Below are 15,240 nucleotides of genomic sequence, written 5' to 3'. Positions count from 1 at the left end.
TATGGAAAATGTAATTGTGATATGCCTGCTGATAGTCATTGTCCTGCTTTTGCAGGACAAGATTGTCATTAAGAAAAGGTCGGAGCAACAGCAGCCGAAAGAGGAAAAAGTTAACCCAAACCTGCCGGATATTATGGGTCAGCCCAAGCCTGTAAGAAGACTTTCAATTCCAAACAATGCCACTGAGAGCCAAATTGAGGAAACTGAGATAAATCCCTATAATTTAGACATTGAATACGACAAAAATGAAAACGTAGGTATTCAAATTCCGCAGGAAGAGCTGGACGAAGTTTTCAGTAATATGCCTGATTTTGAACAGGAAGAAGAAGAATGGAACAGGTACGGAATATCCGCAGGTGATGACAGTCTTGCCCAGGGGGTTACCTATGATGAACTAAGCTCCGTAGGGGTGTTACTCCAGAAAGAAAAATTGGAGCAGGCCCAAAAAGAAACGGCAATTGTAATAGTTCAAAAAATACAGGGTACTGAATTATTCAGCCTTTTGGAAAATTCCATAGAGGGTGCTTCTAGAAAAATAGCCATGCTGTTGGACAGCAGTCTCTCTGAAACTGATTCCAGTTCTTCAACTTTGCGGAAAAATGATTTGGGTGATTTTGATATTTGGGAGTTTGTGTGAAAAAGTTAGGAAAGAGTAAATTTCCTAACTTTTTTCTAATTTAATAATTTAGCCATTGTACTATAATAGTTACACGAAGCCCAGAGTTTCTTATTTCCGATCACATAAAATCTTTTCTTAGCTCTGGTAAGCGCAACATTTATCATATTCGGTTTTTGTGATGCCCAGTTTCTTGCTCCTGAAGATTTAGGATCGCTTCCTAGTACAAGAAAGACAATATCCGCTTCTTTACCTTGAAAAGTATGGATAGTACCACACGATATTTTGGGCTGACCTCTCAATATTTCATTACAGTAGGAAGCTATTGATTTGAATGGTGAAATTACATAAATCTCTCCCTCGTATCCTATATTTCTCAGCTCTGTAATTTTTAGCTTTAAAAGATCAATTTCCTCTTTTATGACATGCTTATTGATTATTGTAGGAGCTGTACTAACAGTAAACCAGCAAGATGGTCCAATGAATGTTTCTGTAGAGTTTGTGTCAATGGCTTTTACCATTTGATCACTATAAGCTATTTTGTTTGCAATAGAAAACATCGGGTCATCACAGCGCCTATGTGTTCTTAAAGGAAATCCTGTCCAAATCTTTTCATCAGTATCACCTATATTCATATAGGTTCCAGAAAGTGAAACTCTATCGGCTAATTGTTGTACGGATGTTCTATAAGGCGACCAATCAACTGAAACGGAATGTTCATTTCTCAATTTTGTAACTAATTTTTCGGGCATTGTAACGACAGGCTCAACCTGCAAAGGATCACCTACGATAACACAACGTTTAGCCCGATGGATCAATCCTGCTGCAGATTGTGGAGTCGCCTGTCCAGCTTCATCTATCAATAACCAGCCTATTTGTTGCTGGTCGGTACTCGGGAAAAGTCGGCTTGCTGACGCCAAGGTAGTAGAAACCACAGGTACGCAAAGGAAAAAGGTGTCCCATAAATTCTGGGCGATAGTTGCATCTACTTTGACCCAGCCGGCAGTCATTTCAAAATAGGCATTTAAGTTGTTTTTAATATTCTTGGCATTTGCTAAGATAGCATCTCGATGTAAATGCAAAGCTGTTATTAATATATCACTCCTAAGTTTAGCAATTTTAGGGGAATGATAAGGGGTTAGAAGATGAACACCTGTTAAGTCTTTTTGGTAAAATGTAGTATTAAAAAGATTTTCTGGCTCAATTGCATACTTCTTTGTCAATTCATCTTGAAGCCTCTGATATGCGACAAAAAAATTAGCTATCTGGGATAAAGTACTTTTAGATTCACTCTGTTTCGATTGAAGAACTTGGGTCTCTTTTTGATTCTTGTCTATCTGTGTTCTGATTTCTTCCAAGTCAGCATTAATAGACTTAAGATTAATCGAAATTTTTTCTGCTTCCATACTCCACTCCATAAAACTACTAGTCTTAAATAATTTTTGAAAGAAGAAAAAGGAAGGTTTACGTTGAGTATGCAAATGTAATAGAGATACTACTCGATCTGCATCGTTTTTAATTTTGTTTTCTTTATCATCAACGATATCCTTTTCTTTAGATAAAAGGGATAATTTTTTTTCTATTTGTTTTGCTTCAGCTTTTATCAGAACATTTTTTCTTTCGTTTTCAATAAAGATCGGCAACTGCTCATGAAATGAACTTGCTGTTTTTTTGAATTCTTCAAATTCCTTTATCAAGGATTTAAAATTCTTATTTTGATGTTCAAATGAAGCATAGTGAATATGAGTTTTATCGTTTTCTGAATCTTTATAAACTTCGTAAAGGAAGTCATGAAACCCAATAATACCTTTGTCTTTTTCCGGTTGCCAGAATGCTTTTCTAAAAGTATTTCTATTTTTTGAATTTCCTAAAGCGGCAGCTAATATCCCCCAACATTCTTTATCTATAAGTGTAGTGGCACATTCTGAAAAATAATCCGCTTCAGGAAAAACGGCGACATCTATTTTGCCTTTGAATGGCAGTTCCTTACTAATATTCTCAACAGCTGCATTATTATTGCTGGCGACTACAATCCCAAAATTTCTTTGGAGTGAGGGTACAAGATTGTAGGTATATAGTGTATAACCGGATTCTTTTTCAATTTTTTTAAATCCTTTTTGAAATAAATTCTCACATCCAAGTTCAGAGATTATTTTAGCGCGCTCGACAATAATTTCTGCAATTACATCCAATAGAAGAGTTGTTTTTCCTGTGCCAGGTGGTCCATTCACTCCTTGCAGTCCATCAGCATTTCGCAAGTTGGAAAATATAGTATTTACAGCCCCGGCTTGTGCCGCATACAGTCCATTTTTTACGTTAGATGGCCATCTACCAGCGGTAATTTGGTTTGGATTAAAAGTATCAAAAAAATATTGTTTGTTTTGGATTAAATCTCTACGCTTCGCTATAACGGGTTCCAGTGTCAGGTATTGCCGTAAAGAGGTACCAAAATTCTTTTCTTCGAGATTAGATAAATAATTTAAGTCTTCTAAATAAAAACTATTTAAAAAACTTGAATTTGGTTCACTATCCTTAGGCACTTCTTCTATTAAGAGATAAACTCTAATCTCTTCCTTCCACCATTGGCTAAGTTGTTTTATATAACTGATTTCTCTATTCAGATGATTCCAATAGACAACATCTCCTTTAGCAGGAACGTCATCATCAAGTATAATCTCTGGAATGTTGTATCGCTCTAAAAAATCCGTTCTTGCTTGTTCTAAATCTGCAGATACTGAGGAAAGATTCTTTTTGCTTTCTAAAGCTTTAATACCAAATGTGTAGCTTGCTGTAACATAACTATCATGCTGGGGACGGCCCTCTGCATCTAAAATTAATGCAGAAAGACAACTGAACCCCTGTATTGGTTCTTCCCAATCATTTGATGTCTCCGCTTTGAGTAAAGTGTTAAGATGGTCAAGAATTAGCTTTTTCTCAATTCTTCCGAAAACCAATGTATAACGCCATTTGTAATTTTTCTTAGCTGGCTTTATTTCGGGTTGCCAAGGCAGTGCGTCCCCATTGTTTATGAGGGCAGCATCTTTATTAAAATCAGGAAGGTTAAATATTTCGACATTCCTCCAAAATTGTAGTATATCTTGTTTTTTCAATTTTTCACTCAATTATTTTTTATTCTCTCCCATATATTTTTTGAGTGAGCTAAAGCAGCTAATATACTACATTTTGACTTTTCAACGGCCACTTCCGGCCAAATTATTCCACTTAAAGACAGGTCATTATAATGTCTTTAGTTCTCCAATAGATTTGCTTAAAAACCTGAACAAAGCAGGAAAAAGTAATAATCTAATTCATTCAAATCATGGAAAAACAAACAAAACAAATCGTGCTGGTAGCAGTGGCAATTCTGTCAGGAATTGGTGCGTTCGCACAGGGAAACGGTTCGGCAGGTATCAATGAGGCTACCCAAATGGTAACGTCTTATTTCGACCCCGCAACCCAATTAATTTACGCCATCGGAGCGGTGGTAGGCCTTATCGGAGGTGTTAAGGTATATAACAAATTCAGCAGCGGCGATCCCGATACAAGCAAGACCGCAGCAAGCTGGTTCGGTGCCTGTATCTTCTTAATTGTTGCTGCGACCATCCTGCGTTCCTTCTTCCTTTAATTCTTGGTTCTTATGAGTAATTATAACATCAACAAGGGCATTGGGAGAACCGTGGAGTTTAAGGGGCTGAAAGCACAATACCTCTTCATTTTTGCCGGCGGATTGCTCGGGACCCTTATCCTAGTCATGATACTATACATGGCTGGAGTTAACTCCTTTATCTGCCTGTTTCTGGGAGCCGGCGGTGCTTCTCTTATCGTTTGGCAGACTTTCTCCCTAAATAAAAAGTACGGTGAGCACGGACTTATGAAAGTGGGCGCGAAGAAAAGACATCCGCGCTACATCATCTGCCGCAAGACTGTACAACGCTACCTAAGAATCACTACAAAACCCGATGCCTTATGAGAAACACAGCAAAGACAACAACACTGGAAAATAAATTTCCATTGCTGGCAGTAGAGAACAACTGCATCCTGTCAAAGGATGCGGATATTACGGCCTGCTTTGAAGTGCGTTTGCCGGAACTTTTTACAGTTGCATCTGCGGAATATGAAGCCATTCATTCCGCCTGGCATAAGGCTATCAAGACTTTGCCTGATTTTACGGTAATCCACAAACAGGATTGGTATATCAAGGAAAACTACGCCCCTGATTTGGCAAAGGATGACCAAAGTTTTTTGGCGAAATCCTATCAGCGTCATTTTAATGAGCGTCCGTTCCTGAATCATTACTGCTACCTGTTCCTGACCAAGACCACTAAGGAAAGGATACGCATGCAGAGCAATTTTTCTTCGCTATGCAAAGGTTCGCTCATTCCAAAGGAAATCAGGGACAAGGAAGCGATCCACCGTTTTATGGAAGCCGTCGCACAGTTTGAGCGCATCATAAACGACAGCGGTTTTATCAAGCTGAACCGCCTTAGTGAAGAAGACATTGTTGGCGCGGAAGGAAAACAGGGATTACTGGAACAATACCTTACACTATCGAGGGAAGCCGCGACACCGATGCAGGACATTGTGCTCGGCGCCGAAGAGGTGCGTGTCGGAAACAAAAGGCTGTGCCTGCACACCTTGTCCGATACGGATGACCTGCCCGGAACCGTTTCGGCAGATACACGCTATGAAAAACTTTCTACAGACCGAAGCGATTGCCGACTATCATTTGCTGCACCTGTTGGACTCTTGCTAAGCTGCAATCACATTTACAATCAATACCTTTTTTTGGATAACAGCGAAGAGAGCCTGCAAAAGTTTGAAAAATCAGCAAGAAATATGCACTCTTTGGCGCGTTACAGCCGTGCCAACCAGATCAACAAAGAGTGGATAGAAAAATATCTGAACGAGGCCCATTCTTTTGGGTTGTCGTCAATTCGCGCACATTTCAACATCATGGCGTGGTCGGATGATCCGGCAGAACTGAAACAGCTAAAGAATGACAGCGGAAGTGCACTCGCACTTATGGAATGCAAGCCACGACACAACACTACCGATGTAGCTACGCTGTATTGGGCTGGAATGCCGGGCAATGCCGGTGATTTTCCAAGCGAGGAAAGTTTTTACACCTTCATTGAACCGGCGCTGTGCTTCTTTACTGAAGAAACGAATTACCATAACTCGCCCTCTCCGTTCGGTATCAAAATGGCGGACAGGCTCACAGGCAAACCCATCCATCTGGATATTTCAGACTTGCCCATGAAGCGTGGGATTATCACCAACCGGAACAAGTTTATACTAGGGCCTTCGGGAAGCGGTAAATCTTTTTTCACTAACCATATGGTACGGCAGTATTATGAACAGGGCGCACATGTGTTGCTGGTCGATACTGGTAATTCCTATCAGGGTTTGTGCGAACTCATTAAAGGCAAAACCAAAGGTGAAGACGGGGTATATTTTACTTACACCGAAAACAATCCCATTGCCTTTAACCCTTTCTATACCGATGATGGCGTATTTGACATTGAAAAAAGGGAAAGTGTCAAAACGCTCATTCTTACCCTTTGGAAACGGGATGACGAGCCGCCCACAAGATCTGAAGAAGTGGCTCTGTCCAATGCCGTCAGCGGCTATATCGAACGCATTAAGCATGATGAGGTATATCCGTCTTTCAATGGCTTTTATGAATATGTTCAGGGCGATTACCGCCAGGTGCTTCAGGAAAAACAGGTTAGGGAAAAAGATTTTGATATTGCCAATTTCCTTAATGTACTGGAACCTTATTACAAAGGCGGAGAGTATGATTACCTGCTCAATTCCGATAAGCAGTTAGACCTGCTTTCCAAGCGATTCATCGTTTTTGAGATTGATGCCATTAAAGACCACAAAATTCTTTTTCCCATCGTGACCATCATCATTATGGAGGTCTTTATCAACAAGATGAGAAGGCTCAAAGGTATCCGTAAGCTTATCCTCATTGAAGAGGCCTGGAAAGCCATTGCCAAGGAAGGAATGGCAGAATACATCAAGTATTTGTTTAAGACTGTGAGAAAGTTCTTTGGCGAGGCAATAGTCGTTACGCAAGAAGTGGATGACATCATCCAGTCTCCGATTGTAAAAGAAAGTATCATCAACAACTCCGATTGTAAAATCCTGCTCGACCAGCGCAAGTACATGAACAAGTTCGATGACATTCAGGCGATGCTCGGTCTAACCGATAAGGAAAAAGCACAGGTACTTTCTATCAATATGAATAATGATGCTTCGCGCCTTTACAAGGAAGTATGGATAGGCCTGGGTGGTACGGATTCAGCAGTATATGCTACAGAAGTGAGCCTTGAGGAGTACCTCGCCTATACCACTGAAGAAACAGAAAAAATGGAAGTGATGCAGCTCGCATCAGAATTGGACGGCAATGTGGAACTCGCCATTAAGCATATTGCTATGCAGAGACGCGAGAAAGCAAATCAGTAATAATAATTAACAGTTTAAATTTAAGAAAAATGAAAAAACTAATGTTCATGGTGTATGCCGCAATTATGCTTGCCGCAGCGCCCTCGGTAAAAGCCCAGTGGGTGGTTACAGATCCTACCAATCTGGCTTCAGGTATCCTCAACAGCGCTAATGAAATCGTACAGACTTCATCTACGGTATCCAATGTAGTTAAAAATTTCAAGGAGGTGGAGAAAGTGTACAATCAGGGAAAAGAGTATTACGACAAACTCAAAGCCGTAAGCAACCTTGTGAAAGATGCCCGTAAAGTGCAGCAGACCGTGCTTTTGGTTGGCGACGTGTCGGAGATGTATGTTACCAACTTCGGCAAGATGATGAACGACCCCAATTTTACACCGCAGGAACTTGCGGCTATTGGAAACGGTTATTCAGCACTGCTCAATGAGAGTACCGAACTTCTGAAGGAACTCAAGCAGATAGTAAATGCATCGAATCTTTCTCTAAATGACAAAGAGCGTATGGACGTTATCGACCGCGTTTATAAAGAAGTTAAAGAGTATCACAGTCTTGTCCGCTACTATACCAGCAAGAATATTTCTGTCAGCTACCTGAGAGCAAAAAAGAAAAATGACGCTAAGCGTGTACTTGAACTCTATGGGACCTCCAACCAAAAATACTGGTAAAGGATGGAATGGAATAATCTTCACGAAGTCCTGCGTTCGCTCTACGATGACATGATGCCGCTTGCAGGTGATATGGCAGGAGTAGCTAAAGGTCTGGCCGGACTGGGCGCGCTGTTCTATGTAGCATTAAAGGTATGGCAGGCGTTAAGCCGTGCCGAACCTATTGATATGTTTCCACTCCTGCGGCCTTTTGCCTTGGGATTGTGTATCATGTTTTTTCCCACGATTGTCCTTGGAACCGTAAATGCGGTACTAAGCCCTATAGTTACAGGAACACATGCTATACTCGAAGACCAGGTGCTGGACCTGAACAAACTACAGCAGCAGAAAGACCAATTGGAATACGAAGCAATGGTACGAAATCCAGAAACTGCCTATATGGTTTCGGATGAAGAGTTCGACAAGAAGCTGGATGAACTCGGCTGGTCGCCCTCAGACATCGGGACAATGGCAGGTATGTACATGGATCGTCAGGAGTATAAGATTGAGAAGGCCATGAAAGAATGGTTCCGTAATCTTTTGGAAGTACTGTTTCAGGCGGCGGCATTGGTGATCGATACCATCAGGACATTTTTTCTTATCGTCCTTTCCATACTTGGCCCGATTGCCTTTGCTATTTCTGTGTGGGATGGTTTTCAGTCTACGCTTAATCAGTGGTTCACACGATATATAAGTGTCTACCTCTGGCTTCCTGTAGCGGACCTCTTCAGCTCGATGCTCGCTAGGATTCAATCCCTGATACTGGAACGTGACATCGAAATGCTCTCTGATCCGACATTCATTCCCGACACTTCAAATACCGTGTATATCATATTTATGATTATCGGAATCGTGGGTTACTTCACTATTCCAACAGTGACAGGCTGGATTATCCAGGCCGGCGGAGCAGGGAACTTTACCCGCAATGTCAATCAGACAGCGATGAAAGCAGGAAATGTTACCGGAGCAGGAGCCGGTTCAGCAGCAGGAAATATCGGCGGCAGGCTGATGAGCAAACAAAATAACTAATACTAAAGAAAATGGAATTTAAAACGCTAAGAAATATCGAAAACAGTTTCAGGCAGATAAGATTATATGCTATCGTGTTTGCTGTGCTCTGCACAGGCATTGCAGGATATGCCATATGGAAATCTTACAGTTTTGCGCAGCAGCAGAGGCAGAAAATTTATGTATTGGACAATGGCAAATCACTCATGCTGGCACTTGCACAGGATGCGTCCATCAACCGTCCTGTGGAAGCAAGGGAACATGTAAGGCGGTTCCATGAACTGTTCTTTACGCTCGCTCCGGACAAAAATGCCATTGAAAGCAACATGAAAAGGGCATTTAATCTTGCCGATAAAAGTGCCTTTGATTATTACAAAGACCTTTCGGAAAAAGGGTATTACAACCGTATCATATCGGGCAATGTGCAGCAGCGTATCGAAATTGACAGCGTAGCCTGCAATTTTGAGAATTATCCATATGCCGTACGCACCTATGCCAAACAGTTTATCATCCGTTCGAGCAATGTGACAAAACGTAACCTCATTACGTCCTGTTTCCTTGTTAACTCCGTCCGTTCGGACAATAACCCGCAGGGCTTTAATATCGAAAAATTTTCCGTGGTGGAAAATAAGGACATTGAAGTCATTGAACGCTAAGAATTAAGTGATATGAAACTCTTACTTGATTTAGACGCATTCGCAAAATCCCTGACAGATAAGGGATATGACGGTTATTTCCACACTGAGAGCTGTTGTCCAGGCAAACTAAAGGATAGCATCAGTGGATTTTTACAGACTTGGGAAAATGGTACTAATGCTCCATCATCAGCGAATTATCTGCATTTATCTACCTACCTCGAATGGAATGGCGAAGACATGCCAAAGGTTGAGTGCAATATGCGGGTAAGATACGAGAACGGGAAATTCGATTTAGGGGATACAGAAATGTATATAAAAAGAACAGACCGCTACGGGCAATTAATGAAGGAATTTAAACTGACAAACCTTACAGCAAGTTCGGTTCCGACAATAAAGGAGGCTATTGCCCAGGTGTCAGAAAAACCTAAAGAAGAGATTGCTCCGCGAAAAAGAGGGTTTAGAATGTGATAACCCATAATCTTTAAAGTATGAAAACAATAAGAATAAATATTGACAAGTGGTTTGACAAGCAGGATAAAAGCTGGCGGGCCTTATCCTTAGACAGACAGCGAAGATATACGCTGTGCCTTTTTTTAGCGTACCTGCTGCTTACCGTCGTGGTTATTTTAAAAGTGTGCTACGACATGGCAAAATCTGATAACAGGATGGTCATCGAGCATATTGACAACCCTGTCCGTAAAAAAGAAAGTCCTGCCTCCCAACTGGACACATTATCAACAAAATTAAAAGAAAAGATTTATGAAAGAAAATGAAAAAAGGGTCAGCGTTCTGGTTGAAGAAGCTGACCAATCCAGAGCATCCAATCTGCCCGATGATAAAAAGAGCAGCAAAGAACAGCTTAAAAAACCGGTAATATTCATACTTATGGGAATCGTTTTTCTCGGATGTATGTACCTGATATTTAAACCGTCTTCAGACAAGAAGGAAATCGAGAATATCGGGCTGAACGATGCCGTCCCGCAGGCCAGCGAAGCCGGCATGCAGGCCGACAAACAGAAAGCATATGAGCAGGAAATGCTGGAGCAGAAAGACCAGGAAAAACGTAATGCCTTGACCACGCTTTCCGATTACTGGAATGAGGACAGTTCATCTAAAGACAATCAGGATACACTCGCTGAGCAGGAAGATCAAAGCATGGGTTACGGTAATAATCCGGGAAGATCATCTAATCCGGCATTAAACAGTTACCACAATTCTCAAAGTGCGCTTGGCTCCTTTTATAAGGATGACAATAATGAAACGCAAGAACTCCGCAGACAGCTTGATGAGCTGAAAGAAAAGCTGGCTGATAAAGACGTTCCCAAAAGCGTGACTGTAGATGACCAGCTGGCACTCATGGAAAAGTCCTATCAGATGGCTGCAAAATATCTTCCGACAGGTACAAATAATGGTGAAGCTTCCCCCAACAAAGGCAGTACAGCTTCTGCCAGTACGCAGAAAGAGTATTTTGTGGCATTTGCCCCTGCAGGAAAAAAAGCCGTTTCGGCTTTGTACAGAGAGCCTTCAGATAGTACTTTTTTAGCGGATTGGAGCGCAAATAAAAACAGGAATTTTTATACTCCGGGATCTGTACAGCAGATTGCACAACCCAAAAACAGTGTGAAAGCCTGCATACAGGAAACGCAGACCATTATTGGTGAAAGCGGCGTGCGCCTGCGTTTATTGGAACCTGCCCAAACACCTAACCGCACCATCCCGCAGGGAACGCTCTTAACGGCAATCGCTAAATTTCAGGGAGGTCGTTTACAGATGAAAATTACTTCCATAGAACTCGATGGTAATATTATCCCGGTAGACATAACCATTTATGACCTTGACGGTCAGCAGGGTTTGTACGTCCCGTATTCTCCTGAAATGAATGCCCTTACTGAGATGGCCGGTAATATGAGCCAGACTTCAGGAACGAGCCTGATGCTGACCCAATCAGCAGGACAGCAGGTTGCGGCAGATTTGAGCAGAGGTGTTGTACAGGGCATTTCAGGCTATTTCTCCAAAAAAGTAAAAACGCCAAAAGTTACCCTGAAAGCTGGCTATCAGGTATTTCTTGTCTCTAAAAAATAATAATAAACTAAAATAAATTAACAATGAAAAATTATTTAAAAACCTTTTGGGCAGGTGCCCTTATGATCGGCTTTTCCGCCGCCTCTTTTGCGCAGGAAACTGCAAAAACTTCGCTTGCCCTGGGCAGGATAGAATCGTACGAAATGCAGGTTACTTACGACAAGACTTCTCATCTGATTTTCCCAAGCGCAATACGTTACGTGGATCTGGGAAGTGAGTACATAATTGCAGGAAAAGCAGAAGACGCAGAAAATGTGCTTCGCGTAAAAGCCTCGGTAAAGGACTTTGAGCCTGAAACTAATTTTTCGGTGATTACCGACGACGGCCGTTTTTACAGCTTCAACGCCTATTATAGTGCCTGCCCATCTACATTGAGTTACAACCTTCTGGCAATGCAAAAGGCGGTGGACAGATCCGCCGGACAAGATGTGCTATTTGAAGAGCTGGGGAACAACTCGCCATCCCTGGCAGGTTTGATACTGGAAACGATCTATAAAAAGGATAAACGTTTTGTAAAACATATTGGGGCAAAAAGTTTCGGTATTCAGTTTATTCTCAAAGGAATTTACATCCATAACGGTAAATACTATTTCCATACCGAACTGGATAATCGCACGAATGTTCCCTTCCAGATTGAATTTATGAATTTCAAGGTGGTAGATAAGAAAATAGCCAAACGCACCGTGATACAGGAAAGACCGATGATACCGCTTCGCAGTTACAAGCCATTGGGTGTGATTGGCGGTAAAGAAGTCGAAAAAAACGTATTCCTTTTGGACCAGTTTACCATTGCCGATGATAAGGTATTGCTGATTGAGATTTTTGAGAAGAACGGCGGAAGGCATCAGACGCTTCAGGTGGAAAATTCGGATTTGATAAAAGCCCGATTAATTAGCGACATGCATCTGAAGTTTTAGTAATCCATTAAGCAATAGAAAATGAAAAAGTATATCTATACAGTAATGCTCGTTTTGATGAGTATCACAATTGCACAGGCACAACGTATGCTGCCTAAACAAAAAGGACTGGAAGTAAATTCAGGTGTATTATCCAATGACAAAATCGGCAATGATTTTTACATTAATGCGGCTATGATCGTAAATGGTAAAAACGGGAATTACCAGCTTTGGGCTTTAGAATATGCACACCAATATTATCAATATAAAGACCTCCGCATTCCGCAGGAGACCTATACCGCAGAAGGCGGCTACAGTTTCTTGCTGCTGGGTGATACCCGTAAGAACATTATATTCAATGCAGCCATAACAGGTGTAGTCGGGTATGAAAGTATCAATCGAGGCGAAGAGCTTTTATTTGACGGGGCGAAAATTGTAAGTGAAGACAATTTCATTTACGGTGCTGGCGGACGGCTGTCTTTTGAAACATACCTATCTGACCGATTTGTACTAGTCCTGCAAGGGCGTACAAAAGTTTTGTGGGGTACTGACCTGAAACAGCTCCGTCCATCCGCAGGTGTGGGATTAAGATTTAATTTTTAAAACGAAAAACGATGACAGCATTTTTTAATAAGTTGAGAATAGGGTTACTGCCGATATTGCTGGCAGTCCTGCTAAGTTCTGCTACACTCTTATCCTGTGATAAGGAAGAACTGGAAATACAGCATGAGTTCCCATTTGAGGTAAATGTTATGCCCGTACCCAAGGAAATTGCCATTGGAGATACCGTAGAAATAAGGTTAACAATAGAGCCTACAGGTAATTACACAGGTACGCACTATTTTATTCGCTATTTTCAATTCGACGGACAGGGCACATTACGTTATTACAATGAACCGGCTTACCAGCCAAATGATTTATATTCGATACCAACAGAACAGTTCAGACTGTATTACACTTCAAACTCCACCGTTTCCCAGTCTTTTGAAGTGTGGATTTCAGATAACTTTGGGAATGAAAAACAATTGAGTTTTGAATTTAACAGTAGCGATTAAGAGTACAATATTAGTTTAATATAAACAGTAAAATTTAGATTTTTTTAAGCACAACCCGGAGATCATCTTCGGGTTGTTTTATTGTCAATTATTAATGGATTCTGTTAAAGAAACATTGGATAACTTCACAAACGTTACTATCTTTGGACAAAATATAGAAAACTCATTTAGTGTTTTTGCTTAGGGCTCGGTAACTGAAAACTGGTAATTTTTAAAGACCGCGAGACAAATAAGTAAGGACGCTCATGCCATTGGCGTGGGCGCTCGCTTATTCGTGGTCGGGTATACCAGTGCCTCAGTTCCGATAAGTGTAGTGGTCTGCGCCATATTTTTTATAGAACGGCGATTACGGCTACTTAACTAAGCAGGAACATATTTTCAGTTATCGACAAGTAATTTATAAAGACCTTTTATTATTACTCTGAAGTATTAATAAAGTCTTTAATCACTACATATAGGACGAAAGTCCTATGGCGACAAATTATGGGTCATTATTTTCTATAATTTGTTCAACATTAAATAAGGAATAATGGAAAAAGAGAATCAGATTACGATTGCCTTAATTGATGACCATGAAGGTCTTAGAATATCCCTTCAAAATTTTTTGGAATATAGTAATTTTAAAGTGGTGCTTCAGGCTGCTAACGGTCAGGAAGCAATCGAGGGTTTGCAGATGCAGGAAGTACTGCCGGACATTTGTATTCTTGATATCAGCATGCCTGTTATGGATGGTTACCAGACAGCCAGGCAGATGGCAGAAAGATACCCAGAGATCAAGATATTGGTTTTCAGCAGTCTTGACAATAAGAAAAGTATAATCGAAATGCTTAGCCTTGGCGTTCGGGGCTACGTACTGAAAGGTTCTGCTCCTGAAAAACTAAAAAAAGCTGTAATCAAGCTGGATCAGGGAGAGTATTATTTCAGCGAGACAATAAGTAAAACTGCCTTAACCTACTTAGCAGGAAACAGCGATTTGGCTTAATTCAGATGCACGCTACAAATTTAATGTGCGGCACTATATATACTTTGTGACGACACTTAACTACAATCTTACGAATGATGTTAACTAATACACTGATAGACCGTACCAATAGATTTTATATCGAAATGTCCAGAAAGGTACTTTCTGAAAAGGAATATGATATACTCCAGAAACTTTTGATAGATAAAATGACCCTTAAGGAGTTGGGTGACAATTACGGGGTCACCGGCGAGAGTGTCCGTAGATTATATGAAAGGACATTTGAAAAAGTGAAGTGTGTTACTGAACTGCTTGACGATATAGACCACTATAAACAGAAATTAGAGCAGTTAAAAGAGGACTTTGAATACGAAACAGGGCGGATTAAAAAAAGAAGAAGTAAAGCTGAAACTGACCTGAATAAATTGCTATATGATACCCATTTTCCTTTCAGCAAGAGAATGTTCACTATAATCGAGGCTTTAGGGATTACTACCATAGGGGAACTTGCAAATATCCCCCTCAAGGATTTTCAGTGTTTCAGGGGATTTAAAGGGAAGTGTAAAAATGAACTGATCGCTTTTATTGAGTTTGAACACATTGAACATCTTTTTAAGGGTTTTTCTGTTTGGAAAACAGTCCCAGTTAAATAGGATAACAATTATAAAAAGCTGTCCGAATTGCGGCGTTCTTTTGCTTCTCCTATGTTTGTATAATATAATCTAAGTGAGGAAAAGTGAGATAGATTTTGCTTTAAAGAGCTTATCCTATGGAAATCAAATACGTCTTATTGCCCAAATTATCACAATCAGAGTACTACAACAGAAACAATAACCATGTAATAAAATGAAAAAAGGGTAGCTGTTTTATAT

Annotated in this window: 16 protein-coding genes; 15 read left to right on the top strand and 1 reads right to left on the bottom strand. The window is 40.7% G+C overall.

Features of this window, described 5'->3' with window-relative positions:
• Position 1: 1 nt before the first annotated feature.
• On the top strand, positions 2–637 hold the full coding sequence (locus GJU43_RS03745; protein ID WP_154339489.1) for a conjugal transfer protein TraD: 636 nt from the start codon (positions 2–4) through the stop codon (positions 635–637).
• Between the two features lie 35 nt (positions 638–672).
• On the opposite strand, the gene GJU43_RS03740 is transcribed toward GJU43_RS03745, so the two are convergent.
• On the bottom strand, positions 673–3,738 hold the full coding sequence (locus GJU43_RS03740) for an AAA domain-containing protein (RefSeq protein ID WP_229654995.1): 3,066 nt from the start codon (positions 3,736–3,738) through the stop codon (positions 673–675).
• A gap of 197 nt (positions 3,739–3,935) precedes the next feature.
• On the opposite strand from GJU43_RS03740, the gene GJU43_RS03735 reads away from it, so the two are divergent.
• From GJU43_RS03735 to GJU43_RS03670, 14 genes are all read left to right on the top strand, one after another.
• Positions 3,936–4,241, top strand: a complete 306-nt coding sequence (locus tag GJU43_RS03735; RefSeq protein ID WP_154339488.1) for a DUF4134 domain-containing protein — start codon at positions 3,936–3,938, stop codon at positions 4,239–4,241.
• A 12-nt stretch (positions 4,242–4,253) separates the two neighbouring features.
• On the top strand, positions 4,254–4,586 hold the full coding sequence (locus GJU43_RS03730) for a DUF4133 domain-containing protein (protein ID WP_154339487.1): 333 nt from the start codon (positions 4,254–4,256) through the stop codon (positions 4,584–4,586).
• Entirely contained in the window at positions 4,583–7,087 is a 2,505-nt protein-coding gene (locus GJU43_RS03725) for a TraG family conjugative transposon ATPase (protein WP_154339486.1), read from the top strand. The genes GJU43_RS03730 and GJU43_RS03725 overlap by 4 nt, the downstream gene beginning before the upstream one ends.
• A 29-nt stretch (positions 7,088–7,116) precedes the next feature.
• The gene (locus tag GJU43_RS03720; protein WP_154339485.1) at positions 7,117–7,749 is read left to right on the top strand and encodes a DUF4141 domain-containing protein; all 633 of its coding nucleotides are present in this window, start codon (positions 7,117–7,119) and stop codon (positions 7,747–7,749) included.
• A 3-nt stretch (positions 7,750–7,752) separates the two neighbouring features.
• Positions 7,753–8,757, top strand: a complete 1,005-nt coding sequence (gene traJ, locus GJU43_RS03715) for a conjugative transposon protein TraJ (RefSeq protein ID WP_154339484.1) — start codon at positions 7,753–7,755, stop codon at positions 8,755–8,757.
• Between the two features lie 11 nt (positions 8,758–8,768).
• Positions 8,769–9,392 carry a conjugative transposon protein TraK gene (gene traK / locus GJU43_RS03710; RefSeq protein ID WP_154339483.1) on the top strand — a complete coding sequence of 208 codons (624 nt, stop codon included), beginning with the start codon at positions 8,769–8,771 and terminating at the stop codon, positions 9,390–9,392.
• A 12-nt stretch (positions 9,393–9,404) separates the two neighbouring features.
• A complete protein-coding gene (locus GJU43_RS03705) occupies positions 9,405–9,842 on the top strand; it encodes a hypothetical protein (protein ID WP_154339482.1) in 438 nt (145 codons plus the stop codon).
• A gap of 20 nt (positions 9,843–9,862) precedes the next feature.
• Positions 9,863–10,147 (top strand): hypothetical protein, encoded by a 285-nt coding sequence (locus GJU43_RS03700; RefSeq protein WP_035649981.1) that lies wholly within the window; start codon positions 9,863–9,865, stop codon positions 10,145–10,147.
• Entirely contained in the window at positions 10,134–11,456 is a 1,323-nt protein-coding gene (gene traM, locus GJU43_RS03695) for a conjugative transposon protein TraM (protein ID WP_154339481.1), read from the top strand. The genes GJU43_RS03700 and traM overlap by 14 nt, the downstream gene beginning before the upstream one ends.
• Positions 11,457–11,479: 23 nt before the next feature.
• Entirely contained in the window at positions 11,480–12,373 is an 894-nt protein-coding gene (traN, locus tag GJU43_RS03690) for a conjugative transposon protein TraN (protein WP_154339480.1), read from the top strand.
• 21 nt (positions 12,374–12,394) lie between these two features.
• Positions 12,395–12,955 carry a conjugal transfer protein TraO gene (locus GJU43_RS03685; RefSeq protein ID WP_154339479.1) on the top strand — a complete coding sequence of 187 codons (561 nt, stop codon included), beginning with the start codon at positions 12,395–12,397 and terminating at the stop codon, positions 12,953–12,955.
• Positions 12,956–12,966: 11 nt separating this feature from the next.
• On the top strand, positions 12,967–13,407 hold the full coding sequence (locus GJU43_RS03680) for a DUF3872 domain-containing protein (protein WP_154339478.1): 441 nt from the start codon (positions 12,967–12,969) through the stop codon (positions 13,405–13,407).
• A gap of 529 nt (positions 13,408–13,936) precedes the next feature.
• On the top strand, positions 13,937–14,389 hold the full coding sequence (locus GJU43_RS03675; protein ID WP_154339477.1) for a response regulator transcription factor: 453 nt from the start codon (positions 13,937–13,939) through the stop codon (positions 14,387–14,389).
• A 125-nt stretch (positions 14,390–14,514) separates the two neighbouring features.
• Positions 14,515–15,021, top strand: coding sequence for a sigma factor-like helix-turn-helix DNA-binding protein (locus tag GJU43_RS03670; RefSeq protein WP_195760014.1), 507 nt, complete (start codon positions 14,515–14,517; stop codon positions 15,019–15,021).
• The last annotated feature ends 219 nt before the right edge of the window (positions 15,022–15,240 follow it).

It is taken from the genome of Flavobacterium sp. LC2016-23, from assembly GCF_009674775.1.
Classification (GTDB): domain Bacteria; phylum Bacteroidota; class Bacteroidia; order Flavobacteriales; family Flavobacteriaceae; genus Flavobacterium.
The sequence above is the reverse complement of the archived record's forward strand: the minus strand, read 5'-3'. Positions and strand labels throughout refer to the sequence as shown.